Source organism: Acidihalobacter aeolianus, from assembly GCF_001753165.1.
Taxonomy (GTDB): domain Bacteria; phylum Pseudomonadota; class Gammaproteobacteria; order DSM-5130; family Acidihalobacteraceae; genus Acidihalobacter; species Acidihalobacter aeolianus.
This window is the reverse complement of the sequence record NZ_CP017448.1, coordinates 2,117,481-2,140,318: the sequence shown is the minus strand read 5'-3', so window position 1 is coordinate 2,140,318 and position 22,838 is coordinate 2,117,481. Positions and strand designations below refer to the sequence as shown.

The 22,838-nt window shown below is 58.4% G+C and carries 21 protein-coding genes and 2 tRNA genes; all 23 read left to right on the top strand.

The genetic code is table 11. From position 1 onward, the window contains the following. Complete coding sequence (glmM, locus tag BJI67_RS09845; protein ID WP_070072877.1) at window positions 1–1,368, top strand: phosphoglucosamine mutase; 1,368 nt, start codon at window positions 1–3, stop codon at window positions 1,366–1,368. Between the two features lie 57 nt (window positions 1,369–1,425). Continuing rightward, window positions 1,426–2,172, top strand: coding sequence for a triose-phosphate isomerase (tpiA, locus tag BJI67_RS09840; RefSeq protein ID WP_070072876.1), 747 nt, complete (start codon window positions 1,426–1,428; stop codon window positions 2,170–2,172). Window positions 2,173–2,184: 12 nt separating this feature from the next. Continuing rightward, on the top strand, window positions 2,185–2,538 hold the full coding sequence (gene secG, locus BJI67_RS09835; RefSeq protein ID WP_070072875.1) for a preprotein translocase subunit SecG: 354 nt from the start codon (window positions 2,185–2,187) through the stop codon (window positions 2,536–2,538). A gap of 51 nt (window positions 2,539–2,589) precedes the next feature. Then, a tRNA-Leu gene (locus BJI67_RS09830) sits at window positions 2,590–2,674 on the top strand. A gap of 236 nt (window positions 2,675–2,910) precedes the next feature. Then, on the top strand, window positions 2,911–3,267 hold the full coding sequence (locus BJI67_RS09825; RefSeq protein ID WP_070074076.1) for an NADH-quinone oxidoreductase subunit A: 357 nt from the start codon (window positions 2,911–2,913) through the stop codon (window positions 3,265–3,267). Then, the gene (locus BJI67_RS09820) at window positions 3,258–3,734 is read left to right on the top strand and encodes a NuoB/complex I 20 kDa subunit family protein (protein ID WP_070072874.1); all 477 of its coding nucleotides are present in this window, start codon (window positions 3,258–3,260) and stop codon (window positions 3,732–3,734) included. The genes BJI67_RS09825 and BJI67_RS09820 overlap by 10 nt, the downstream gene beginning before the upstream one ends. A gap of 26 nt (window positions 3,735–3,760) precedes the next feature. Then, window positions 3,761–4,474, top strand: coding sequence for an NADH-quinone oxidoreductase subunit C (locus BJI67_RS09815; RefSeq protein WP_070074075.1), 714 nt, complete (start codon window positions 3,761–3,763; stop codon window positions 4,472–4,474). Then, complete coding sequence (locus tag BJI67_RS09810) at window positions 4,467–5,720, top strand: NADH-quinone oxidoreductase subunit D (protein ID WP_070074074.1); 1,254 nt, start codon at window positions 4,467–4,469, stop codon at window positions 5,718–5,720. The genes BJI67_RS09815 and BJI67_RS09810 overlap by 8 nt, the downstream gene beginning before the upstream one ends. Next, on the top strand, window positions 5,717–6,223 hold the full coding sequence (locus tag BJI67_RS09805) for an NADH-quinone oxidoreductase subunit NuoE family protein (protein WP_070072873.1): 507 nt from the start codon (window positions 5,717–5,719) through the stop codon (window positions 6,221–6,223). The genes BJI67_RS09810 and BJI67_RS09805 overlap by 4 nt, the downstream gene beginning before the upstream one ends. Before the next feature lie 6 nt (window positions 6,224–6,229). Beyond that, window positions 6,230–7,525: an NADH-quinone oxidoreductase subunit NuoF gene (gene nuoF / locus BJI67_RS09800; RefSeq protein WP_070072872.1), complete on the top strand. Its 1,296-nt coding sequence runs from the start codon at window positions 6,230–6,232 to the stop codon at window positions 7,523–7,525. A gap of 25 nt (window positions 7,526–7,550) precedes the next feature. Next, complete coding sequence (gene nuoG, locus BJI67_RS09795; protein ID WP_070072871.1) at window positions 7,551–9,947, top strand: NADH-quinone oxidoreductase subunit NuoG; 2,397 nt, start codon at window positions 7,551–7,553, stop codon at window positions 9,945–9,947. Continuing rightward, on the top strand, window positions 9,944–11,014 hold the full coding sequence (gene nuoH / locus BJI67_RS09790) for an NADH-quinone oxidoreductase subunit NuoH (protein WP_070072870.1): 1,071 nt from the start codon (window positions 9,944–9,946) through the stop codon (window positions 11,012–11,014). The genes nuoG and nuoH overlap by 4 nt, the downstream gene beginning before the upstream one ends. A gap of 1 nt (window position 11,015) precedes the next feature. Further along, entirely contained in the window at window positions 11,016–11,504 is a 489-nt protein-coding gene (gene nuoI / locus BJI67_RS09785) for an NADH-quinone oxidoreductase subunit NuoI (RefSeq protein ID WP_070072869.1), read from the top strand. 15 nt (window positions 11,505–11,519) lie between these two features. Continuing rightward, window positions 11,520–12,116 (top strand): NADH-quinone oxidoreductase subunit J, encoded by a 597-nt coding sequence (locus BJI67_RS09780; RefSeq protein ID WP_070074073.1) that lies wholly within the window; start codon window positions 11,520–11,522, stop codon window positions 12,114–12,116. A 61-nt stretch (window positions 12,117–12,177) separates the two neighbouring features. Next, a complete protein-coding gene (gene nuoK, locus BJI67_RS09775; RefSeq protein WP_070072868.1) occupies window positions 12,178–12,483 on the top strand; it encodes an NADH-quinone oxidoreductase subunit NuoK in 306 nt (101 codons plus the stop codon). A 3-nt stretch (window positions 12,484–12,486) separates the two neighbouring features. Next, window positions 12,487–14,472 (top strand): NADH-quinone oxidoreductase subunit L, encoded by a 1,986-nt coding sequence (gene nuoL / locus BJI67_RS09770; RefSeq protein WP_070072867.1) that lies wholly within the window; start codon window positions 12,487–12,489, stop codon window positions 14,470–14,472. 47 nt (window positions 14,473–14,519) lie between these two features. Beyond that, on the top strand, window positions 14,520–16,034 hold the full coding sequence (locus BJI67_RS09765; protein WP_070072866.1) for an NADH-quinone oxidoreductase subunit M: 1,515 nt from the start codon (window positions 14,520–14,522) through the stop codon (window positions 16,032–16,034). Window positions 16,035–16,143: 109 nt separating this feature from the next. Then, entirely contained in the window at window positions 16,144–17,589 is a 1,446-nt protein-coding gene (gene nuoN / locus BJI67_RS09760) for an NADH-quinone oxidoreductase subunit NuoN (protein WP_070072865.1), read from the top strand. Between the two features lie 2 nt (window positions 17,590–17,591). Continuing rightward, a complete protein-coding gene (locus BJI67_RS09755; RefSeq protein WP_070072864.1) occupies window positions 17,592–17,909 on the top strand; it encodes a DUF2818 family protein in 318 nt (105 codons plus the stop codon). Between the two features lie 65 nt (window positions 17,910–17,974). Continuing rightward, window positions 17,975–18,051, top strand: a tRNA-Met gene (locus tag BJI67_RS09750). Between the two features lie 93 nt (window positions 18,052–18,144). After that, window positions 18,145–18,654, top strand: coding sequence for a ribosome maturation factor RimP (rimP, locus tag BJI67_RS09745; RefSeq protein ID WP_070072863.1), 510 nt, complete (start codon window positions 18,145–18,147; stop codon window positions 18,652–18,654). 43 nt (window positions 18,655–18,697) lie between these two features. Next, window positions 18,698–20,197: a transcription termination factor NusA gene (gene nusA, locus BJI67_RS09740; RefSeq protein ID WP_070072862.1), complete on the top strand. Its 1,500-nt coding sequence runs from the start codon at window positions 18,698–18,700 to the stop codon at window positions 20,195–20,197. 31 nt (window positions 20,198–20,228) lie between these two features. Continuing rightward, window positions 20,229–22,835 (top strand): translation initiation factor IF-2, encoded by a 2,607-nt coding sequence (gene infB / locus BJI67_RS09735; protein WP_070072861.1) that lies wholly within the window; start codon window positions 20,229–20,231, stop codon window positions 22,833–22,835. Window positions 22,836–22,838: the final 3 nt, after the last annotated feature.

The following is a 22,838-nucleotide window of genomic DNA, read 5'->3' as shown; positions in this document are numbered from 1 at the left end:
ATGGCCAGAAAGCATTTTGGTACCGATGGCGTTCGCGGTAGGGTGGGGGATGCACCGATGACGCCAGAGTGGATATTGCGATTGGGGTGGGCGGCGGGTCGCGTGTTGGCTAAACATGGCCGACGCATGGTGCTGATTGGGAAAGACACACGGATTTCAGGTTACATGTTTGAATCCGTGCTTGAATCTGGCCTGTCGGCGGCCGGGGTGAATACCCGCTTGCTTGGCCCGATGCCGACCCCCGGTGTGGCCTATCTGACCAGAACCTTCCGAGCGAGCGCAGGCATCGTGATTAGCGCCTCCCACAATCCCTATTACGACAATGGCATCAAGTTTTTTTCAGGTGCTGGAACAAAATTGCCCGACGAGATTGAAGAGGAGATAGAGCGCGAATTAGAAAAACCCATGACCGTTGTCGATTCGGCCGAGTTGGGCAAGGTCGAACGGGTAGTCGACGCGGCCGGACGGTACATTGAATTCTGCAAAAGCAGTGTGCCAACAGGGACAGCGCTACACGGTATGAAGATCGTGGTGGATTGTGCCAATGGCGCAACTTATCACATTGCGCCAGCCGTGTTTGCCGAACTGGGGGCAACGGTCATTCCGTTGTGCGACGAGCCGGATGGATTGAACATCAATGCCAGTTGCGGCTCCACAGCGCCACGCAGGCTGGCGGATATGGTACTGAGTCAGCAAGCGGATCTCGGCATCGCTTTGGATGGTGACGGTGACCGCGTCATTATGATTGATGAGCGTGGAGAGGTTGTGGACGGTGATGAATTGCTTTATATCATCGCGTCCAACAAGAGAGTGCGTGGGGACTTGGTCGGTGGGGTTGTGGGTACGCAGATGACCAATCTTGGTTTGGAGCATGCCTTACAGCGCATGGCAATTCCGTTTGCAAGGGTCGCGGTCGGTGACCGTTATGTCATGGAAGCCTTGCAGGCGAATGATTGGCAGCTGGGAGGAGAAAACTCTGGACACATTATCTGCTTGGATAAGCAAACCACGGGCGATGGTATTGTCGCGGCACTTCAGGTGCTGGCTGCGATGGTGGCAAGTGGGAGGCGTCTCAGAGAGTTGACTGCAGGGCTTGAGAAATATCCGCAAATCCTTGTGAATGTGCCTATGCTAACCGGTTTCTCCCTCGACTCCTCACCACAAATCGAGCACGCGGTTCGCGAAGTCGAGTCAGAGCTCGATGGCAGCGGACGCGTTTTGCTGCGTGCATCGGGTACGGAACCCCTGCTTCGTATCATGATCGAGGGACGCGATGCCCGCAAAGTTCGGACACTGGCCGATCAGCTGGCCATTATCGTGCGTACCGTTCAAGCCAACATGGGTGCCGAGATCAGTAAGGCGAATTGATTTATCCGGTTCCGGCAGTTAAGCTTCGGCGCTTTCCTGTGCAGTTGGAGATCGTGGATGCGACAGCCTTTGGTCGCAGGGAACTGGAAGTTGAATGGTTCCAGAGAGATGGTGGACACCCTGCTGAGCGAGCTTACGACGGCTTTGGGTGACGGTGTGACGGCTGAGGTCGCTGTTTGTCCCCCCTTCGTTTACCTTCAGGATGCTAGCCGAGCACTGGGCGGTACGGATATCGTGCTCGGCGCGCAGGATGTTTGCGCAGAGGATGAGGGGGCCTTCACTGGTGAAGTTTCCGCGCCCATGCTGCGTGATGTCGGTTGCCGCTACATCATCGTGGGACACTCCGAGCGCAGAAGCCTTTATCACGAAAGCGATGAATGGGTGGCGCGCAAGTTTGCCGCCGTACTCCGATCTGGCTTGACCCCGATTCTATGTGTCGGCGAAAGCCTGGAGGAACGCAATGCAGGTGTGACCGAGGCCGTTGTGGCTCGCCAACTTGAAGCGGTCGTCGAACAAGTAGGCGCCGAGGTTATGGGGGATTGTGTGGTCGCTTACGAACCTGTCTGGGCCATTGGTACTGGTCTGACGGCTACGCCAGAACAGGCACAGTCTGTACACGCGTATCTACGCTCCCGTTTGCGTGCTGTTGGTGCGGCGGCAGACCAGACTCGTTTGCTGTATGGTGGCAGCGTCAAGCCGGACAATGCGGCTCAGCTGTTTGCGATGCCTGATATCGATGGTGGTTTGATCGGTGGGGCTTCATTGCAGGCAGAAACGTTCCTGGCAATTTGTCGGGCCGCTTGAGTCGAGGGTTATATGCTGTATTCGTTGTTGATCGTATTGCAGGTTGTCGTGGCTGCGGCCATCATCGTTCTCGTTTTGTTACAGCACGGCAAGGGCGCAGACGCGGGTGCGGCGTTCGGTAGCGGTGCATCGGGCACGGTATTCGGTGCGAGGGGCTCGGCATCGTTCCTGAGCCGCTTTACCGCATTTCTTGCGACGATTTTCTTCCTGAATTGTCTGGGTTTGGCCTATCTGTCAGCCCATCAATCCGTCAGCAATAGCATCATGAATCAGTCCAGCGTGCAAAGCATGCTTGATAAAGCTGCAAAACCCGCTAGCATACCGGTTCCCTCGTCGGGTGCCTCCAAGGGGGGCAAGCCCGAATAAGCAGAGGTGTTATAGATATTTCTGTTTATGATATAAATGAAATCGTTAAGCGCCGATGTGGTGAAATTGGTAGACACGCTATCTTGAGGGGGTAGTGGCGAAAGCCGTGCCGGTTCGAATCCGGCCATCGGCACCATTAGATGTTCAAGGCCTGCGTAGAAAGGTCATTCTGCTAGTGATGTAACTAGCTGAAAAATAAATAAATTATCCGTTGGTGCATATTGACAGCGGAAAAATCGCTGACATAGACTCCGGTGGGCGCCGCTTGAGAAGGGTGGTGTCTTTGGAGGAGTACTGACCTGATCGTCGGTTGATATGCGCGTGGGCGCATTGAAAGTGAAAGGCGATCGCAGCAGGAGCGAGGCGGTTTTTATGTTGGAGAGTTACCTCCCCATCTTGGTCTTTATTGTCGTCGGCCTTGTAGTCGGCGCTGCGCCAATGGCATTAGGCGTCCTCCTGGGGCCTCGTCGGCCCGATGCGGCCAAGGATTCACCCTACGAGTGTGGATTCGAGGCTTTTGAGGACTCGCGCATGAAATTCGACGTGCGCTATTACCTCGTCGCTATCCTTTTCATCATCTTCGACTTGGAGATCGCTTTTCTGTTCCCTTGGGCCGTGGTACTCGATCGGATAGGCTTGTTCGGGTTGCTCGCAATGGGGCTATTCCTGGGCGTGCTGATCGTCGGTTTCATCTACGAGTGGAAAAAGGGAGCCCTGGAATGGGAATAGAAGGTGTCCTTGAAAAAGGGTGGGTCACGACGAGCGCAGACAAGCTCATTAATTGGGCGCGTACTGGTTCTCTCTGGCCCATGACTTTCGGCCTGGCATGCTGTGCTGTCGAGATGATGCACGCGGGAGCCGCTCGATATGACCTCGATCGATTCGGCGTCATCTTCCGCCCGAGCCCTCGTCAATCTGACGTCATGATTGTGGCCGGTACCCTGGTCAACAAAATGGCTCCCGCTCTGCGTAAGGTATATGACCAGATGGCCGAGCCCCGCTGGGTCATCTCGATGGGATCATGCGCAAATGGTGGTGGTTATTATCACTATTCATATTCGGTAGTGCGTGGTTGCGATCGCATTGTTCCAGTGGATATCTATGTGCCGGGCTGCCCGCCAACAGCTGAGGCTTTGCTTTACGGCATTATCCAGCTGCAGAACAAAATCAGACGAACCGATACCATCGCGCGCTGATACTGCGCGGCCTGCGTGACATGACCATGACTATATCCCAAGCCACCTTGCATCAGACGCTACACGATTCTTTCGGCTCGAAGGTCTCGCAGCTTGTAGAAAACTGCGGAGAATTGACGCTGACAGTGGTGCCTGATGACTTGATCGAAGTTGCATTGAAACTACGCGATACCGCGGAGTTTCATTTTGCGCAGTTGATAGATCTGTGTGGCGTGGATTATTTGCATTTCGGCGTTGACGAATGGTCAACGCAATCGGCGACTACAGAAGGATTTGGCCGAGGTGTTAACCCAGCTACGTCAGCATTTTTTTCTTTCCATGACGCGCCAACAGTACCTGGTAACAAAGGGGCAAGATTTGCCGTTGTCTATCACTTACTGTCGGTGACGAACAACCAGCGTCTGAGGTTGAAAGTTTTCTGCAGAGACGACGAGTTCCCGCGAGTGCCGAGCGTCGCTGGCATCTGGACTGTTGCGAATTGGTATGAGCGTGAAGCGTTCGATCTTTTCGGCATCATGTTCGACGGCCATCCAGACCTGCGACGTCTGCTGACCGATTATGGTTTCGTCGGTCATCCTTTCCGCAAGGACTTTCCGTTGATCGGTCACGTTGAAATGCGCTACGACCCGGAACAAATGCGCGTTATTTATGAGCCGGTAAGCATCGAGCCGCGAGTACTCGTGCCCAAAGTGATCAGGCGAGATAACCGCTATGCCGGCGAGGGCGATCAAGATGCCTGAAATCAGGAACTACACGCTTAATTTTGGGCCGCAACACCCATCCGCTCATGGCGTTCTCCGCCTTGTTCTTGAAATGGATGGAGAGGTCATCGAGCGGGCAGACCCGCATATCGGGTTATTGCATCGCGGCACTGAAAAACTTGCAGAAAGCAAGCCGTATAACCAGAGCATCGGTTATATGGATCGCCTCGATTATGTTTCGATGATGTGCAACGAACATGGGTATGTGCTCGCGATCGAAAAGATGCTGGCGATCGAACCGCCTCTGCGTGCGCAATACATACGGGTGATGTTCGACGAGATTACACGCATTCTGAACCACCTGTTGTGGTTGGGGGCGCATGCGTTGGATATCGGCGCAATGACGGTTTTCCTTTACGCCTTCCGTGAGCGCGAAGATCTCATGGACTGCTATGAGGCTGTTTCAGGGGCGCGTTTGCATGCCACCTATTACCGACCGGGTGGCGTTTATCGTGATCTTCCGGACAGCATGCCACGCTACAAACCCTCGCGCTGGCACGATGAGCGGGAAATATCACGACTGAACGAGGAAAGAAGCGGTTCTTTGCTTGATTTCATCGAGGCCTTCACAGAACGGTTCCCGGGATGTGTTGACGAGTACGAAACCCTGCTCACTGATAACCGCATCTGGAAACAGAGAACGGTCGATATCGGCATCGTCAGTCCCGAACGGGCGTTTCAGCTCGGTTTCACCGGCCCGATGCTGAGAGGCTCCGGTGTTGAGTGGGATTTGCGTAAAAAACAACCCTACGAAGTTTACGATCAACTTGATTTCAGTATTCCGGTTGGGGTTAAAGGTGATTGTTACGATCGCTATTTGGTCCGTGTCGAGGAGATGCGCCAGGCAAACAGAATTATTCGACAGTGCGTCGACTGGCTGAAAAAGAACCCCGGCCCTGTCATGCTCGAGGATCATAAGATCGCGCCTCCGCGTCGTGAGGAAATGAAGGCGGATATGGAGGCCTTGATTCATCATTTTAAATTGTTTACCGAGGGATTTACCCTGCCGGAAGGCGAAGCCTATGCGGCGGTAGAGCATCCCAAGGGCGAGTTCGGCGTGTATCTCGTATCCGATGGCGCCAATAAACCCTACCGACTCAAGGTGCGCGCGCCTGGTTTTGCACACCTGGCCGCACTGGACGAGATGTCTCGGGGGCATATGTTGGCCGACGTTGTTGCGATCATCGGCACCCAGGACATCGTTTTCGGGGAGGTGGATCGATGATTTCCGAAAGTATCCCTGAAGGGCAGGAATTGCTGTCTGCACATGTTCGCGAGGAAATCGATCACTGGCTGGCACGTTACCCTGCTGAACAGCGTCAATCCGCCGTGCTTGCCGCTTTACGCGCTGTGCAACATGAACACGGCTGGTTGAGTACAGAGGTCATGGACGCCGTTGCTGATTACATTGGTATGCCCCGGATTGCGGTTTACGAGGTCGCCAGTTTTTATTCGATGTTCAATCTGAAGCCGGTAGGCAGGCACACGATTGCGGTATGCCTCAACGTATCCTGCATGTTGCGCGACGGCGAAGCGGTGTTGGACTACATCGAACGCAAGCTTGGCATCAAGGTGGGTGAGAGCACGCCAGATGGACGTTTCTTTCTCAAGCGCGAAGAAGAGTGTCTGGCAGCGTGTTGTGGAGCGCCCATGATGCAGGTGGACCATGTCTACTACGAGAATCTCACACCCCAGAAGGTCGATGAGATTCTGGACGGACTGGAGTGAGCTGACATGACGAATCAGGTGTGCTTCATCACTCTCGGCCACGAAACGCCCTGGAGCATGGAAACCTATCTTTCTGTGGAAGGTTATTCCGCATGGCGGCGCATCCTCAACGAACGTACGCCGCGCGACGAGATCATCGAAGAAGTGAAGGTCTCCAACCTCCGCGGACGAGGCGGTGCGGGGTTCCCGACTGGTTTGAAGTGGAGTTTCATGCCGCGCCAGGCCCCCGGTCAGAAATACATCGTGTGTAATTCTGACGAATCCGAGCCGGGCACTTGCAAGGACAGAGACATCCTGCGCTTCAATCCGCACGCGTTGGTTGAAGGTATGGCGATTGCGGGTTACTCGATCGGTGCGACTGTGGGTTACAACTACATGCGTGGCGAGTTCATGGACGAACCCTACCAGCGTTTTGCGCAGGCAGTTGAGGAAGCCTACGCCGCGGGGCTGCTGGGCAAAAACATCCTGGGGTCCGGCGTCGATTTCGATCTATATCCGAGTCTCGGTGCCGGTGCCTATATTTGCGGTGAGGAAACGGCTCTGTTGGAATCGCTAGAGGGTAAAAAAGGCCAGCCTCGTTTCAAGCCGCCGTTCCCCGCGAATTTTGGGTTATATGGCCGCCCAACCACGATCAACAACACCGAAACCTTGTCCTCCGTCCCCGTGATCATGCGCAAGGGAGGGCGCTGGTTTGCGGATTTGGGTACCGAAAAATCTGGCGGTGAAAAGATTTTCGCAGTTTCCGGGCACATCAATAAGCCCGGTAATTACGAGGTGCCTATGGGCCTTCCGTTCAAGGATTTGCTGGAAATGGCCGGCGGCGTGCTTAAGGGACGTAAGCTCAAGGCCGTGATTCCCGGCGGTTCGTCCACTCCGGTCGTTCCTGGCGACGTCATGCTGCAGGCTACGATGGATTACGAGTCGGTCGGCAAGGCGGGCTCAATGCTCGGGTCAGGTGCGGTCATGGTGCTCGATGAGACCTCCGACATGGTGAAGGTGCTGCAGCGTGTCTCTCGATTCTATTTCAAGGAATCGTGCGGACAGTGCACGCCGTGCCGTGAGGGCACCGGCTGGTTGTACCGGATGTTGACCCGCATCGTGGAAGGGCGCGGGCGCATGGAGGATATTGAGCGTCTCGATGATGTCGCCAGCAAGATCGAAGGACGCACCATTTGTGCGCTGGGCGATGCGGCGGCTATGCCGGTGAGAAGCTTCATCCAGCATTTTCGAGAAGAGTTCGTGTACTACGTCGAGCATGGTCGCAGCATGATCGATGTTCCGCCTTCCGACTGGGCAGCCTAAGCTGGCGCGCGGCGAGCGAATATCTATGAGCGAAGACAATCTGATTACCATCGAGATCGACGGCACGCCGTATCGCGCGCGCAGAGGCGCGATGCTGATCGAGGTGACCGACGAGTGCGGCATCGACGTACCACGTTTCTGCTACCACAAGAAACTGTCGGTCGCGGCCAATTGCCGTATGTGCCTGGTCGAGGTGGAAAAGGCGGCCAAGCCACTGCCAGCCTGTGCGACTCCAGTGCAGGAAGGCATGCGCGTCAACACGCGCTCTCCTCTGGCACTGGCGGCGCAGAAGGGAACGATGGAATTCCTGTTGATCAACCATCCCCTGGATTGTCCGATCTGCGACCAGGGTGGCGAGTGTGAGTTGCAGGACGTGGCGATGGGCTTTGGCGAGAGCGTGTCGCGATATACCGAAAACAAGCGGGTAGTGGGCGACAAGGATATCGGTTCGCTCGTGGCCACGGAAATGACGCGCTGCATCCACTGCACGCGGTGCGTGCGCTTCAGTGCGGAGATCGCCGGTTTGCCGGAGCTGGGCGCTACCGGGCGCGGCGAGAACATGCGTATCGGTACCTATGTGGAGCATACGCTGGGATCCGAGCTGTCCGGCAACATCATCGACTTGTGTCCAGTGGGCGCGCTGACCGCCAAACCGTCTCGTTTCGACGGTCGCGCCTGGGAAATGCTCCAGCATCCAGGCATCGGGCCACACGATTGTGTGGGCTCCAACCTGTACTTCCATACGCTGCGTGGCAAGGTTGTGCGTGTCGTGCCGCGTGACAATGAAGCCGTGAATGAAACCTGGCTATCTGATCGCGATCGCTTCAGCTACACGGCTTTATATGCACAGGACCGCGTTACGACCCCTCAGATCAAACGAAATGGTCGCTGGTTCGACGCCGATTGGAATGAGGCGCTGAAGGTGGCTGCTGAGGGGTTGCAGCGTTATGCCGGTGAGAATGTCGGTGGGCTGGTCTCACCCAATGCGACTCTTGAAGAAGCATATCTCCTGCAAAAAATGCTGCGCCAGCTGGGTTGCGACAACGTTGACCATCGGCTGCGGCAGATCGATACGCGCGGAGACCAGAGCGACCCACTGTTCCCTTGGCTAGGTCAGAGTCTCGAATCACTGGAAAAATCGGATGCGCTGTTGCTCGTTGGCAGCAACGCGCGTAAGCAACAACCACTGATCGGCCACCGCGTGCGCAAGGCCGGTATGCATGGCGCGCGCATCATGGATGTCAACGTCCGCGCTTATGAGTTCAATTTCCCTTTGGCGGAACGCGCCATCGTCGCTCCTCAACGTATGGTTGAAGTGTTGACCGAGATTCTGGTGGCGGTCTGCGAGATTCAGGGCGAAGAATCTCCGGCATGGGTGAACGGAGGCGTGGCCGGGGCGCAGGCCCAGGCCATTGCGCACCATTTGACGCATGCCAAGTTACCCACGATTCTGCTGGGTCATGTCGCATTCAGCCATCCCGACTACACACTTCTGCGGGTACTGTCCGTGGAGATCGCCGCGCGCACTGACGCTCGTTTCGGCTATCTGCCCGATGGCGCCAATGCGGCCGGTATGTGGCTGGCGGGTGCCGTACCGCATCGCGGTGCGGGTGGACACCCGGTGGATTCCGGGCTGGGTGCGCATGCAATGTTGGCTTCACCACGCAAGGCCTACGTACTGTGCGGTGTGGAGCCAGAACGGGATGCTGCCTGCGGTGATGTGGCTACGCAGGCCCTTGCGACCGCTGAATTTGTTGTCGTCATGTCCCCGTTTGCCGGGGCTGCCGCGCGCGAATATGCAGACGTCATCCTTCCTGTGAGCGCGTATGCCGAAACCTCTGGAACGTTCGTCAATGCAGAAGGACGCTGGCAGAGTTTCAATGCTGCGTTGGCCGCACCGGGCGAGACGCGTCCGGCTTGGCGTGTTCTTCGTGTACTCGGCAATATGTTGGATCTAAGCGGATTCGAACATATGTCGTCGGAGGAGGTTCGGGAAGAGGTCAAGAGCGCACTCGATACGACCAAACCCTTCGACAGCTCGTTGCAACTCGGTGTAGGGCGGACTGACATCAAGGCGGTGCTCACGGATCCCGGTGAGGGTGAACTGATGCGTACAGGCGAGGTGTCGCCTTACTTCGTCGATGCGGTCGTGCGCAGGAGCGATGCGTTGCAGGAAACGCCCGATGCGCAGGCAGCTCGTGCTGCAGCGATTCACCCGTTGGATGCATCGCGTCTACAACTCGAGGACGTACATCGCATCTGCGTAAGCCAGGGCGAAACTCAGGGTGAGTTCGATCTGGTACTCGATGACGGTCTTCCCGAGGGTGTGCTTTGGTTGCCGATAGGTACGCCCGAGGCTGCTTCGCTGGGTTGCGTCCATGGTGCTGTGACGGTGTCGCCGATCGAGGGAGAGACCAGATGAACGCGTTGTACGGAATCTGGTCCGCGGTTCCTGCCGATCTGCAAGTCTTGATCGTGATATTGCTCAAGATCGTGGCCATCGTTGTTCCACTGTTGATCAGTGTGGCCTATTTCACCCTCGCCGAACGCAAGGTGATCGGTTACATCCAGGTGCGCATCGGGCCGAATCGCGTGGGTCCTCGCGGGGCGCTGCAACCCATTGCCGATGCCCTCAAACTGATGATGAAAGAGGTGATCGTTCCCACCCAGGCGAATCGCTTTCTGTTCTTCGTGGCTCCGTTGCTGGCTATTGCCCCGGCACTGGCTGCCTGGGCTGTCATACCCTTCGGCGACGGCATGGTCCTTGCCGACGTGAACGCGGGCCTGCTGTACATACTTGCGATCACCTCCATCGGTGTTTACGGGATCGTTCTGGCAGGATGGGCCTCCAATTCGAAGTACGCGCTACTTGGCGCACTACGTTCGGCTGCGCAGATCGTGGCTTACGAAATCGCCATGGGTTTCGCGCTCGTCGGCGTGCTGATGGCCAGCGGCAGCCTCAATCTGGGAGATATCGTTACTGCGCAGTCCGGAGGGGTTCTGCACTGGTACTGGCTGCCCTTGCTCCCTCTGCTCATGGTCTACCTGATTTCAGGAGTGGCGGAAACCAACCGCGCACCATTCGATGTGGCTGAAGGCGAGTCGGAAATCGTTGCCGGTTTCCATGTCGAATATTCGGGCATGGCTTTCGCCATTTTCTTCCTCGCGGAATACGCCAACATGATTTTGGTGTCGGCGCTTACGGCAGTGCTGTTTTTTGGTGGCTGGTTGTCGCCATTCGGTAGCTGGGGGTCTCACCTGCCTTACATCGGTGTTCTGCTGGGCAATGGTATCCAGTGGCTGCTCATCAAGACCGCATTCTTCATGTTTTTGTTTCTCTGGTTTCGTGCGACGTTCCCCCGCTATCGCTACGACCAGATCATGCGCCTGGGCTGGAAGGTGCTGATTCCGGTGACCCTGGTGTGGATCGGCGTCGAAGGTGTTGCCGTTGCGTTGCATCTGTCGCCGTGGTTCGCGAGAGGGGCATAACATGCGAATCCTGAAGTCTTTTTTCAAAAGTTACCTGCTGATTGAGCTCTTGCGTGGCCTGCAGCTGACCGGGCGCTACCTCTTTGCGCGCAAGGTCACGGTGCAGTACCCGGAAGAGAAGACTCCTCAATCGTTCCGTTTCCGTGGGCTGCATGCCTTGCGCCGATACCCCAATGGTGAGGAGCGTTGCATCGCCTGCAAACTCTGCGAAGCCGTATGCCCGGCGCTGGCAATCACCATCGAATCGGATGAACGCGAGGACGGCACTCGGCGAACGACGCGCTACGACATCGATCTGTTCAAGTGCATCTACTGCGGTTTCTGCGAGGAATCCTGCCCAGTGGATTCGATCGTGGAGACCCGGGTTTTCGAGTATCACTTCGAAGACCGTGGGGAGCAGATCATGACCAAGGAAAAGCTCCTGGCCATGGGCGACAAGTACGAGGCTGAGATCGCAGCCGACCGCGCAGCCGATGCGCCGTATCGATAAGGATAGATGCAGCCCATGACGTTCCTGCAATTCGTCTTTTACTTCTTTTCGGCACTGACGATCCTGTCTGCGCTGGGCATGATCGTGTCGCGCAACCCGGTGCATGCGGTGTTGTTTCTGGTCTTCGCATTTTTCAACACCGCGGCGCTGTGGATCACGATGCAGGCTGAATTTCTCGGCATCGTCCTCGTGTTGGTTTACGTGGGGGCGGTCATGGTGCTGTTCCTGTTCGTCGTCATGATGCTGGACATCAATGTGGCGCGCATGCGCGAAGGGTTTACGCGATTCCTGCCTTTGGGTGTGGTCGTGGCGTTGGTCATGGTCGTGGAAATGGGGCTGGTCGTCGGGGCGCACAATTTCCAGGTACACAGTGCCATATCGCATGGTCCCAAAGTGGCTAACACCGTCGCCTTGGGCGAAGTTCTATACACCCATTACGCATATCCCTTCGAACTGGCCGCCGTCATTCTGCTGATCGCGATCATTTCTGCGATCGCCCTGACTTTCCGTCGTCGCGTCGACACCAAGTACCAACGTCCCGAGCGGCAGATCAATGTCAATCGGAACGAGCGCGTCAGAATGGTGGACATGCCTGCCGAGAAGAAACAATGAGCGCCGTCCAACGCGTGCAAGCCACCTGTGCGCTGAGACGCTAGCGTTCACTGGAGAAACCATGCCCACACTATCGAACTATCTGGTCGTCGGAGCGATTCTGTTTTCGCTGGCTGTTGCGGGGATTTTCATTAACCGCAAAAACGTCATCGTCCTGCTCATGTGCGTCGAACTGATGTTGCTCGCGGTGAATACGAATTTCATCGCCTTCTCGCATTTTCAGCAAAACGTCGCCGGACAGGTATTCGTGTTCTTCATTTTGACCGTGGCTGCAGCCGAAGCGGCAATCGGTCTCGCCATTCTGGTCGTTTTGTTCCGTAACCGCCGCACGATCAACGTCAGTGATCTGGACGATATGAAGGGGTAGTTGATGGAAGCCGTGTACCTTGCCATTCCGCTTGCCCCGCTGATCGGTGCCGTGATCGCAGGTCTGTTCGGCCGCGCGATCGGCCGCACAGCCTCACACACGGTGACGACAGGCAGCGTGGCGCTGGCCTTCGTGTTGTCGCTGTGGGTGTTCAAGCGTCTTGTTTTCGACGGTGCTCCTGCCTTCGACGGTGACGTCTACACCTGGATGTCAGCGGGCGGATACCATTTCTCCATCGGCTTTCTGATCGATCGCCTGAGCGTCTTGATGATGGTCGTGGTGACCTTTGTTTCGCTGATGGTGCACATCTATACGATCGGCTACATGGGACATGACGAAGAGTTGTGGCCCGAGGACAGCCATCCGCGGGAAACCACCTACCAGCGTTTCTTCAGCTACATCTCGTTGTTTACGTTTGCCATGCTCATGCTGGTCATGGCGAACAACTTCCTGCAGCTTTTCTTCGGCTGGGAGGCCGTGGGTCTGGTTTCCTACCTGCTTATCGGCTTCTACACCTTCAGGGAATCGGCGATCTACGCGAACCTGAAGGCGTTCCTGGTCAACCGCGTTGGAGACTTCGGCTTTTTGCTCGGGATTGCTGCCGTGTACATGTATACGGGCAGCCTGAATTACCGCGAGGTGTTCGCCCAGGCCCCGTCGCTGGTGCACCAGACGATGTCGATCCTGCCCGGCGATCCCTGGTCGGTGCCCACAGTGATTGCCATCCTGCTGTTCATCGGCGCCATGGGCAAGTCCGCGCAGGTACCGTTGCACGTCTGGCTGCCTGACTCCATGGAGGGTCCGACCCCGATCTCCGCGCTGATCCACGCCGCGACGATGGTGACCGCAGGCATCTTCATGGTCAGCCGCATGTCGCCGATCTATGAACTCAGCACCACTGCCTTGAGTGTCGTTCTGGTCATCGGTTCGCTGACCGCGTTTTTCATGGGCCTGATCGGCATCGTGCAGAACGACATCAAGCGCGTCATCGCCTATTCGACGCTGTCCCAGCTCGGCTATATGACGGCCGCGCTCGGCGCCTCCGCCTATGCCGCAGGCATGTTCCATCTGGTGACGCATGCCTTCTTCAAGTCACTGCTGTTCCTTGCTGCCGGCTCGGTCATCATGGCCATGCATCATGAGCAGGACATCCGCAAGATGGGTGGTCTGCGACGCTACATGCCGATTACCTACGTGACCTCGCTGATTGGCTCACTGGCGCTGATCGGATTCCCGGGTTTTTCGGGATTCTTCTCGAAGGACACGATCATCGAAGCCGTACACGAGGCCCACCTGCCGGGCGCCACGCTCGCCTACTGGCTGCTGCTGCTCGGCGTGCTCGTCACGGCGCTTTACACCTTCCGTTCGTTTTTCCTGGTTTTCCACGGTCAGGAGCGGATGGACGAGCATACCCGCGCGCATCTTCGCGAATCGCCCAAGGTGGTCACGATCCCGCTGATCCTGTTGGCCATACCGGCATTCGGTGCAGGCTATTTCATCCATCCGATACTGTTCGGCGATTATTTCAGGCAAACGATCGAGGTGCTTCCGGCACACAACGTGCTCGCCGAGCTGGGCCGTCATTACCACGGTGCGCTGGCAATGATCGTGCACGGTCTGTTTACCGCGCCTTTCGCCCTGTCGATGCTCGGTGTCGGCATTACCGCATTCATTTATCTCTACCGTCCCGATCTGGCCGCCGTAATCAAGGAGAGGGCACACGCCATCTGGCGCGTGCTTGACGAAAAGTACGGTTTCGATACCTTCAACGACAAGGTCTTCGCCGGCGGCGGCCGGGTCGTCGGGCGTCTGCTTTGGCGAGTCGGCGATGCCTTCGTCATCGATGGCCTGGTCGTCAATGGCGCGGCCAAGGTGATCGGCTGGACGTCCGCACGCGTGCGGCATATTCAGACCGGATATTTGTACCACTACAGCTTCGCCATGATTATTGGATTACTGGTGTTGCTGAGCTGGTTTGTTTTCCTTTAGTCGCGTAGCTACGCGTCGATAACGAAAAAAGGATTTAAGGGACTCGCATGCTTACGCATTGGCCGCTGCTTAGCCTGGTGATCTGGCTGCCGATACTCGGCGGTGCTGTGCTCATGGCCACATCGGCCAGTTCGCCGCAATTAACGCGTCGTTTGGCACTGATTTTCTCGATCATCGTGTTCGCCGTCAGTATCCCGCTGCTGACCGATTTCAACGTGCATACGGCCAGCATGCAGTTCGTTGAATTCCATCCCTGGATCCAGCCGCTGAATATCAACTACCACCTGGGTGTCGACGGCATCTCCGCACCGCTCATCGTGCTGACCACCTTCATGACCGTGATCGTGATCATCGCCGGCTGGGAGGTGATCAACCGCCATGTGGCGCAGTACATGGCCGCATTTCTGGTGCTAGAAGGCCTGATGAATGGCGTTTTCGCCGCGCTCGACTCGGTGCTGTTCTACGTCTTCTTCGAAGGTATGCTGATTCCGATGTTTCTGGTGATCGGCGTGTGGGGTGGCCCACGGCGGGTGTATGCCACGATCAAGTTCTTCCTGTATACCTTCCTTGGCTCGGTGCCGATGCTCATCGCGCTGATCTACATGTATACCCGCACAGGCAGCTTCAGCATTGCCGATCTGCAACAGATGCATCTGGGCATGACGGCGCAGATACTGATCTTCCTTGCCTTCATGGGCGCGTTCGCGGTCAAGATACCGATGTGGCCGGTGCATACCTGGCTGCCGGATGCCCATGTCGAGGCGCCCACCGGCGGGTCTATCATCCTCGCGGCCATCATGCTCAAGGTCGGGGCCTACGGTTTCCTGCGTTTCTCGCTGCCGATCCTGCCCGATGCCAGCCAGGCGATGAGCGGGATTCTGATCTTCATGTCGCTGGTTGCCGTGGTCTACATCGGCTTCGTGGCGCTGGTGCAGCAGGACATGAAGAAGCTGATTGCCTATTCGTCCATCGCCCATATGGGCTTCGTCACCCTGGGATTCTTCTCCATTTATCTGATCGTCGCGCACACCTCGCAGACGGGGGCGGCCTTGCTGGGCATGGAAGGCGGTCTGGTACAGATGATTTCGCATGGCTTTGTCTCCGGGGCCATGTTCTTCTGCGTCGGCGTGCTCTATGACCGTGTGCACAGCCGCGAGATCTCGGCCTATGGTGGCGTCGTGAACAGGATGCCCGTATTCGCGGGGTTTTTCGTCCTGTTTGCCATGGCCAATGTCGGCCTCCCGGGAACGTCCGGATTCGTTGGCGAATTCATGGTGATCCTGGCCAGTTTCCATGCCAATTTCTGGATCGCCCTGCTGGCGGCCTTTACCCTGATCATCGGTGCGGCGTACACCCTGTGGATGATCAAGCGGGTCGTCTTCGGGCCGGTGGCCAACCAGGATGTCGCGTCGCTGACTGACGTGACGCCTCGCGAAAAACTGCTGCTGGTGCTGATGGCGCTCGCCGTGCTCGCGATCGGTGTGTGGCCGGCGCCCCTGCTCGATATCATGCACGTCTCGATGCAGCATGTGCTGCAGCAGGCGCTGGCGACCAAGCTTTGAGCGCGCGCCTCATGTTCTCATCGTCTGCTCCCGCGCCATCCGGGCATCCCGGTCGCCGTAACGATCCGTATTCCGCCATGAACAACCTAGTTTGGGGCTCGCTGTCATCATGAATCACTTCCCCCTGTCCGACATCACCCTGGTGGTGCCCGAGTTGTTCATGCTCGGCATGATCTGCACGATTCTCGTGGTCGACGTTTTCCTCAAGGACGAACAGCGCGGCGTGACCTACTGGCTGACGCAATTCACACTCCTTGCCACACTGGTTCTCACCCTGGCGATGAACGACGGCAGCAGTCATGTCGGTCTGGGCGGAAGTTTCGTCACTGACCCCCTGGCCGTGTTGCTCAAGGCCGCAGTGTATGTGCTCACGTTCGCGGTTTTCGTTTACTCCCGGCGCTACCAGGAGTCGCGCGATCTGTTCCGTGGGGAGTATTACGTGCTCGGTCTCGGTGGCGTTCTCGGGATGATGGTGTTGATCTCGGCCTATAGCCTACTGACGGTGTATCTTGGCCTTGAGCTCATGTCGCTCGCGTTGTATGCGATGGTGGCACTGCAGCGGGACTCGGGCCGCGCTTCCGAGGCCGCGATGAAGTACTTCGTGCTCGGTGCGCTGGCTTCCGGCATGCTGCTGTACGGCATGTCGATCCTGTACGGGTTGACCGGAACCCTGGACATCCCGGAAATCGCGACCTCGTTGATCCAGCAGCCGCATCACTCGGTGGCCGTGGCCTTCGCCATTGTCTTCGTGGTGGTTGGTCTGGCCTTCAAGCTGGGTGCCGTGCCGTTCCATATGTGGGTGCCCGACGTTTACGAAGGTGCGCCCAGTTCGGTCACGCTGTACGTCGGTTCGGTCACCAAGATCGCCGCCTTCGCGATGTTGCTGCGTCTGCTTGCAGAGGCACTGCCGAGCTGGCATGCGAGTTGGGGTGGCATGCTTGAACTCATGGTGGTCCTGTCGCTGGCGGTCGGCAACGTCATTGCCATCGCGCAGACCAACATCAAGCGCATGCTGGCGTATTCGACCATCGCACACGTGGCCTTCGTGATGCTCGGGGTCATGACCGGCAGCGCTGCCGGCTATGCCGCGGCGATGTTCTACGTGCTGATCTATGCCCTGATGTCTGCCGGTGCCTTTGGCATGGTCGTGTTGCTCAGTCGTAAGGGCTACGAGGCAGAGAACCTATCCGACTTCAGCGGCTTGAACGAACGCAGTCCCTGGCTGGCTTTCGTGATGCTGCTGTTCATGTTCTCCATGGCCGGGGTACCCCCCACCGTCGGTTTCTATGCGAAACTTGTCGTGCTGCAGTCTGTCATACAGGTCGGTCAGCCCTGGTTGGCCCTCTATGCAGTGATCATGTCCGTCATTGGTGCCTTTTATTATCTGCGGGTGGTCAAGTACATGTACTTCGACAAACCGGCTGATTCAGAGCCCGTCGCGCCGGGTTCGCTTGCCGGAGCCGTAATGAGTGCCAATGGACTGTCCGTGTTGGTCCTCGGAATATTTCCTGGAGTTCTGATGTCGATTTGTGTTGCCGCTGCGGCGAATCTGTAACCGTGAGTGACGGAACCTACACTTGGGCCTACGTGATCGTGGCCGTTATCGCCGCGAATCTGCCTTGGCTGACCGAGCGCCGTTTCTTTCTGTTGCCCACGAAGACAGCGAAGTCCGCAGCATTCAGGCTGTTGGAGTGGCTGGTGATGTACTTCGTGACCGGTGCCATCGGATTGGGCCTAGAGCATCAGATGACCGGCCAGATTTATCACAAGAGCTGGGTATTCTTTACGGTGACCGTTTCGCTGTTCATCGTTTTCGCGCTGCCCGGCTTTGTCTACCGCTATGACCTGCGCAAGCACCTGCGTGCCGGTCGATGACGTCATCAGAGGCTAGGGATGGGTTGCGCATAGACTGCACTTTGAGTAGTATACGCAGCCTCTGTTGCGGGGTGGAGCAGTCTGGCAGCTCGTCGGGCTCATAACCCGAAGGTCGCAGGTTCAAATCCTGCCCCCGCTACCAAGGAATAAATAAAAAGGCCCCGTCAGGGGCCTTTTTATTAGCTGAAACATACGCCGCGCCGCATTGCTGCGGCAGGCACAAGGTTCATGGCGCATGAGCGAATCGATGCAGGAACGGCTGGAAACCTTGCTGGCACCTCTGGTGACAGGCCTGGGTTTCGAGCTGTGGGGCCTCGAGTATTTGCAGAGCGGTGATCAGGCGCATGTGCGTTTGTTCATCGACCGCGACGGCGGCGTCACGCTGGACGACTGCGCCCTGATCAGCGAACAGGCCGGTGCGCTGCTGGACGTCGAGGATCCGATCAGCTTGGCATACCGCCTGGAAGTTTCCTCGCCAGGCCTCGATCGCGTTCTGTTCAAGCCGGAGCAGTACACCCGGTATGTGGGCGAGCGTCTGAAGGTGCGTCTGCGCTGGCCGGTTGACGGTCGCCGGAACCTGCAGGGGCGACTGGTGAGCTGTGCAGACGACGCCATTGTGATCGAGCTTGAGACCGGCGAGATGGCAACGGTACCACTGAACGCGGTTCACCGCGCGCGGTTGATTTACGACATGGCTGCGGCGCCGCACCCGCAGGGTGACGACGCGGCGGACGCCGGCGATTGATGGATTGGGTGGCCGCTGGAGCGGCCTGTCTGGGAGAGTAGGCATGAACAAAGAGATTCTGCTGGTGGTCGACGCGGTCTCCAATGAGAAGGCCGTGGATAAGGAGATCATCTTCGAAGCCATCGAGGCCGCGCTCGCATCCGCAACCCGTAAGAAACACGGCGGCGAAATCGACGTGCGCGTGAGCATCGATCGACGCACTGGCGACTACCAGGGCTTTCGCCGCTGGCTGGTGCTGGATGACGAGGACCCGGTCTTCGAGTCTCCGGAAAGCCAGCGTCTACTGAGCTACGCGCACCAGGATCACCCGGACATTCAGGTGGGCGAGTACATCGAGGAGCCCATCGAGGCCGCCGATTTCGGGCGTATCGCTGCGCAGATCGCCAAGCAGGTGATCGTGCAAAAAGTGCGCGAGGCCGAGCGCAAACAAGTCGTCGAGGCCTTCGAGGATCGTGTCGGGCAGTTGGTCATGGGTGTGGTCAAACGCAGCGAGCGTCATGGCATCTATCTGGATCTGGGCGGGAACGCCGAGGCATTCATCGGTCGTGAGGATTCGATTCCGCGCGAAACCGTGCGTGCCGGGGAACGTTTGCGGGGTTACCTCAAGGAGGTCCGCCACGAACCTCGCGGCCCACAGCTTTTCGTGACCCGTACGGCGCCTGAATTCCTCATCGAGCTGTTCAAGCTCGAGGTACCGGAGGTGGGGCAGGGCGTCATCGAGATCAAGGGTGCGGCACGTGATCCGGGACTGCGCGCCAAGATTGCCGTCAAATCGAACGATCAGCGCCTCGACCCGGTAGGTGCCTGTGTCGGCATGCGCGGGTCGCGCGTGCAGTCGGTATCCAACGAACTTGCCGGCGAACGCATCGACATCGTCCTGTGGGACGAGAATCCGGCGCAGTTCGTGATTAACGCCATGTCGCCTGCAGAGGTGCTGTCGATCGTCGTGGATGAGGACAAGCACAGCATGGACCTCGCAGTAGCCGAGGAAAAGTTGTCGCAGGCCATCGGTCGCGGCGGGCAGAACGTCAAACTCGCCAGCCAGTTGACCGGCTGGGAATTGAACGTGATGTCCGAGCAGCAGGCGGAAGAAAAGAACGAGCTGGAAACCCGCGAGCTGGCCCAGCTGTTCATGGACCAGCTGGACGTCGATCAGGAAATCGCCGCGATCCTGGTTCAGGAAGGGTTTACTTCTGTGGATGAAGTGGCCTACGTACCGCCGGAAGAACTCCTTGAAATCGAGGAATTCGACGAGGGCGTGGTCGAGGAATTGCGGGCGCGTGCCCGGGATGCGCTGTTGACGCGTGCGATCGCCGCGGAAGAGTCCGTGGCCGAGCCAGCCGCGGACCTGCGCGAACTGGAAGGTATGGACGATGCGCTGGCGAACGAGCTCGCCAAGCGCGGTATCGTCACGGCGGAAGACCTCGCCGAGCAGGCCGTCGACGACCTGCTGGATATTCAGGGTATGGACGCGGAGCGAGCAGCCGCCTTGATCATGACCGCGCGTGCGCCCTGGTTCGAGGCATCCGGCGCGCAGGAATGATTGCTATTGGAAGGCCAAGAGGTGACCGAACATGAGCACGGTGACAGTCAAACAACTATCCGAAATCGTCGGCACCCCCGTTGAGCGCCTGTTGGAGCAGCTCAAGGAGGCCGGGATCGCGGTAAAGGATCCGGATCAGCAGGTGAGCGATTCGCAGAAAATGCAGTTGCTTGAGCATCTGCGCCAATCCCACGGCAGTGGCGATAACGGCTCCGGAAAACAGCGCATCACCCTCAAGCGGCGCAGCACCACGGAACTTAAGGTCGGTGGCGGTGGCGGGCGTGCCAAGACCATCAGCGTTGAAGTGCGCAAGAAGCGCACCATCATGCGCGGTGCATCTGAGCCATCATCCACTGGTGAGCCTGATAAAAGCGATGAGACCTTGGCGCCGGTCCAAGCAGTGGCAGAGCCTATGGTCGACTCTGTCGAAGCCGACGTAATGACCAATAAGTCGGCACTGCTTGCCAAGCAACTCGAAGAAGAGCATCGTCGGCTCGATGAGGCACGCCGTCAGGCCGGCGAGGGTCGCCTGGCCGAGGATCGAGCGCGGCAGGAAGCGCAGGAAGAACTGCGACGTGCGGAAGAGGAAAAGCGCGAGGCCGAGGAGCGTGCCAAGCGCGAGGCCGAGGAAGCCGAGTTGCGCCGCGAACAGGAGCGCGCCAAGGCGGAAGAAGCCAAGGTCGAGAAGGCACGTCCCAAGCCCAAGGCCTCTAAGTCACGCGGCAGTGGTCGCGACGACCAGGGCGGCCGCAAGGAACTGCATGTCGCGAGCGACAAGCGTGGCCGCCGCAAGGGCGGCAAGTCTGCTGCGCTCAGGGGTCGCGCCGGGGCCGCGAGCGACGCCAACGCGAAGCACGGTTTTGCCAAGCCCACCGCGCCCATCGTGCATGAAGTGGCCGTTCCTGAAATCATCACAGTGGCAGAGCTTGCCCAGCGCATGGCGGTGAAGGCGTCCGAGGTGATCAAGGCGTTGATGGGCATGGGTGTGATGGCCACCATCAACCAATCCCTGGATCAGGACACCGCGGTACTGGTGGTCGAAGAACTCGGACATATTCCGAAGGTCACCGGCGCCGACGACGTGGAAACCAACCTCGAGGCGCAGATCGAGGACGATCAGCGCGAGCAGGCACCGCGTCCGCCGGTGGTTACGATCATGGGCCACGTCGACCACGGCAAGACTTCGCTGCTCGACTACATCCGTCGCGCCAAGGTCGCGGCAGGTGAGGCCGGCGGTATCACGCAGCACATCGGCGCCTACCATGTCGATACGGACAAGGGCAGCGTGACCTTCCTGGATACACCGGGCCATGCGGCCTTTACGGCCATGCGTGCGCGCGGCGCACAGGCGACCGACGTGGTCGTGCTGGTGGTCGCGGCGGACGACGGCGTGATGCCCCAGACCATCGAGGCGATCCAGCATGCCCGTGCAGCGGGCGTGCCGCTGGTGGTGGCTGTGAACAAGATCGACAAGCCCGAGGCCGATCTGGACCGGGTGCGCACCGAACTGTCCGCGCAGGAAGTGATTTCCGAGGAGTGGGGCGGCGATACCCAGTTCGTGCCCGTCTCCGCCAAGACCGGCGAGGGCGTCGACGCGCTGCTCGAGGCCATCCTGCTGCAGGCCGAGGTGCTGGAGCTCAAGGCGCCTTTCGAGGGGCCGGCTTCCGGCGTGGTGATCGAGTCCAGCCTGGACAAGGGACGTGGCCCGGTGGCGACCGTGCTGGTGCAGAAGGGGCGTCTCAACCGCGGCGACATCCTGCTCAGCGGCCAGGAGTTCGGCCGCGTGCGTGCGATGCTCGACGAAAGCGGGCGCGAGATTACCTCGGCCGGTCCATCCACGCCGGTGGTGATTCTGGGGCTGTCCGGCACGCCGAATGCAGGCGACGACACCCTGGTGGTGGCCGACGAGCGCAAGGCGCGCGAGGTCGCTGAGTTCCGCCAGTCCAAGCTGCGTGAAGCCAAGCTGGCAAACCAGCAGGCTGCCAAGCTCGACAACCTGTTCAACAATCTGCAGGAAGGCGCCGCCAAGACGGTCAACCTGCTGCTCAAGACCGATGTGCAGGGCAGTGCCGAGGCGCTGCGTGACGCCCTGCAGAAGCTGTCGACGGACGAGGTCAAGGTCAAGATCGTTGCCACCGGCGTGGGCGGTATCGCGGAGTCCGACGTCAACCTGGCGCTGGCGTCAGAAGCCATCATCATCGGCTTCAACGTGCGTGCCGACGCCTCGGCGCGCCGGCTGAGTGCGGAGAAGGGTGTGGATTTGCGCTACTACAGCGTGATCTACGAGGCGATAGACGACGTTCGCCAGGCTCTTTCCGGCCTGCTGTCGCCGGAGCTGCGCGAGCAGATCGTCGGCCTCGCACAGGTGCGCGACGTGTTCCGCTCCTCGCGCATGGGTGCGGTGGCCGGCTGTCTGGTCATCGAAGGCGTCGTGCGTCGCGGCAACCCGATTCGCGTGCTGCGCGACAACGTCGTGATCTACGAGGGCGAGCTCGAATCGCTACGCCGCTTCAAGGACGACGTCAACGAAGTGCGCGTCGGCACCGAGTGCGGTATCGCGGTGAAGAACTACAACGACGTGCGCGCAGGCGACCAGATCGAAGTGTTCGAGAAGGTCGAGGTCGAACGGAGCCTGTAACAG

Bases quoted from the DNA above. Each gene is read 5' to 3' on its own strand.
- glmM (WP_070072877.1), top strand. From the start codon at position 1: ATGGCCAGAAAGCATTTTGGTACCGATGGCGTTCGCGGTAGGGTGGGG.
- tpiA (WP_070072876.1), top strand. From the start codon at position 1,426: ATGCGACAGCCTTTGGTCGCAGGGAACTGGAAGTTGAATGGTTCCAGA.
- secG (WP_070072875.1), top strand. From the start codon at position 2,185: ATGCTGTATTCGTTGTTGATCGTATTGCAGGTTGTCGTGGCTGCGGCC.
- BJI67_RS09825 (WP_070074076.1), top strand. From the start codon at position 2,911: ATGTTGGAGAGTTACCTCCCCATCTTGGTCTTTATTGTCGTCGGCCTT.
- BJI67_RS09820 (WP_070072874.1), top strand. From the start codon at position 3,258: ATGGGAATAGAAGGTGTCCTTGAAAAAGGGTGGGTCACGACGAGCGCA.
- BJI67_RS09815 (WP_070074075.1), top strand. From the start codon at position 3,761: ATGACTATATCCCAAGCCACCTTGCATCAGACGCTACACGATTCTTTC.
- BJI67_RS09810 (WP_070074074.1), top strand. From the start codon at position 4,467: ATGCCTGAAATCAGGAACTACACGCTTAATTTTGGGCCGCAACACCCA.
- BJI67_RS09805 (WP_070072873.1), top strand. From the start codon at position 5,717: ATGATTTCCGAAAGTATCCCTGAAGGGCAGGAATTGCTGTCTGCACAT.
- nuoF (WP_070072872.1), top strand. From the start codon at position 6,230: ATGACGAATCAGGTGTGCTTCATCACTCTCGGCCACGAAACGCCCTGG.
- nuoG (WP_070072871.1), top strand. From the start codon at position 7,551: ATGAGCGAAGACAATCTGATTACCATCGAGATCGACGGCACGCCGTAT.
- nuoH (WP_070072870.1), top strand. From the start codon at position 9,944: ATGAACGCGTTGTACGGAATCTGGTCCGCGGTTCCTGCCGATCTGCAA.
- nuoI (WP_070072869.1), top strand. From the start codon at position 11,016: ATGCGAATCCTGAAGTCTTTTTTCAAAAGTTACCTGCTGATTGAGCTC.
- BJI67_RS09780 (WP_070074073.1), top strand. From the start codon at position 11,520: ATGACGTTCCTGCAATTCGTCTTTTACTTCTTTTCGGCACTGACGATC.
- nuoK (WP_070072868.1), top strand. From the start codon at position 12,178: ATGCCCACACTATCGAACTATCTGGTCGTCGGAGCGATTCTGTTTTCG.
- nuoL (WP_070072867.1), top strand. From the start codon at position 12,487: ATGGAAGCCGTGTACCTTGCCATTCCGCTTGCCCCGCTGATCGGTGCC.
- BJI67_RS09765 (WP_070072866.1), top strand. From the start codon at position 14,520: ATGCTTACGCATTGGCCGCTGCTTAGCCTGGTGATCTGGCTGCCGATA.
- nuoN (WP_070072865.1), top strand. From the start codon at position 16,144: ATGAATCACTTCCCCCTGTCCGACATCACCCTGGTGGTGCCCGAGTTG.
- rimP (WP_070072863.1), top strand. From the start codon at position 18,145: ATGAGCGAATCGATGCAGGAACGGCTGGAAACCTTGCTGGCACCTCTG.
- nusA (WP_070072862.1), top strand. From the start codon at position 18,698: ATGAACAAAGAGATTCTGCTGGTGGTCGACGCGGTCTCCAATGAGAAG.
- infB (WP_070072861.1), top strand. From the start codon at position 20,229: ATGAGCACGGTGACAGTCAAACAACTATCCGAAATCGTCGGCACCCCC.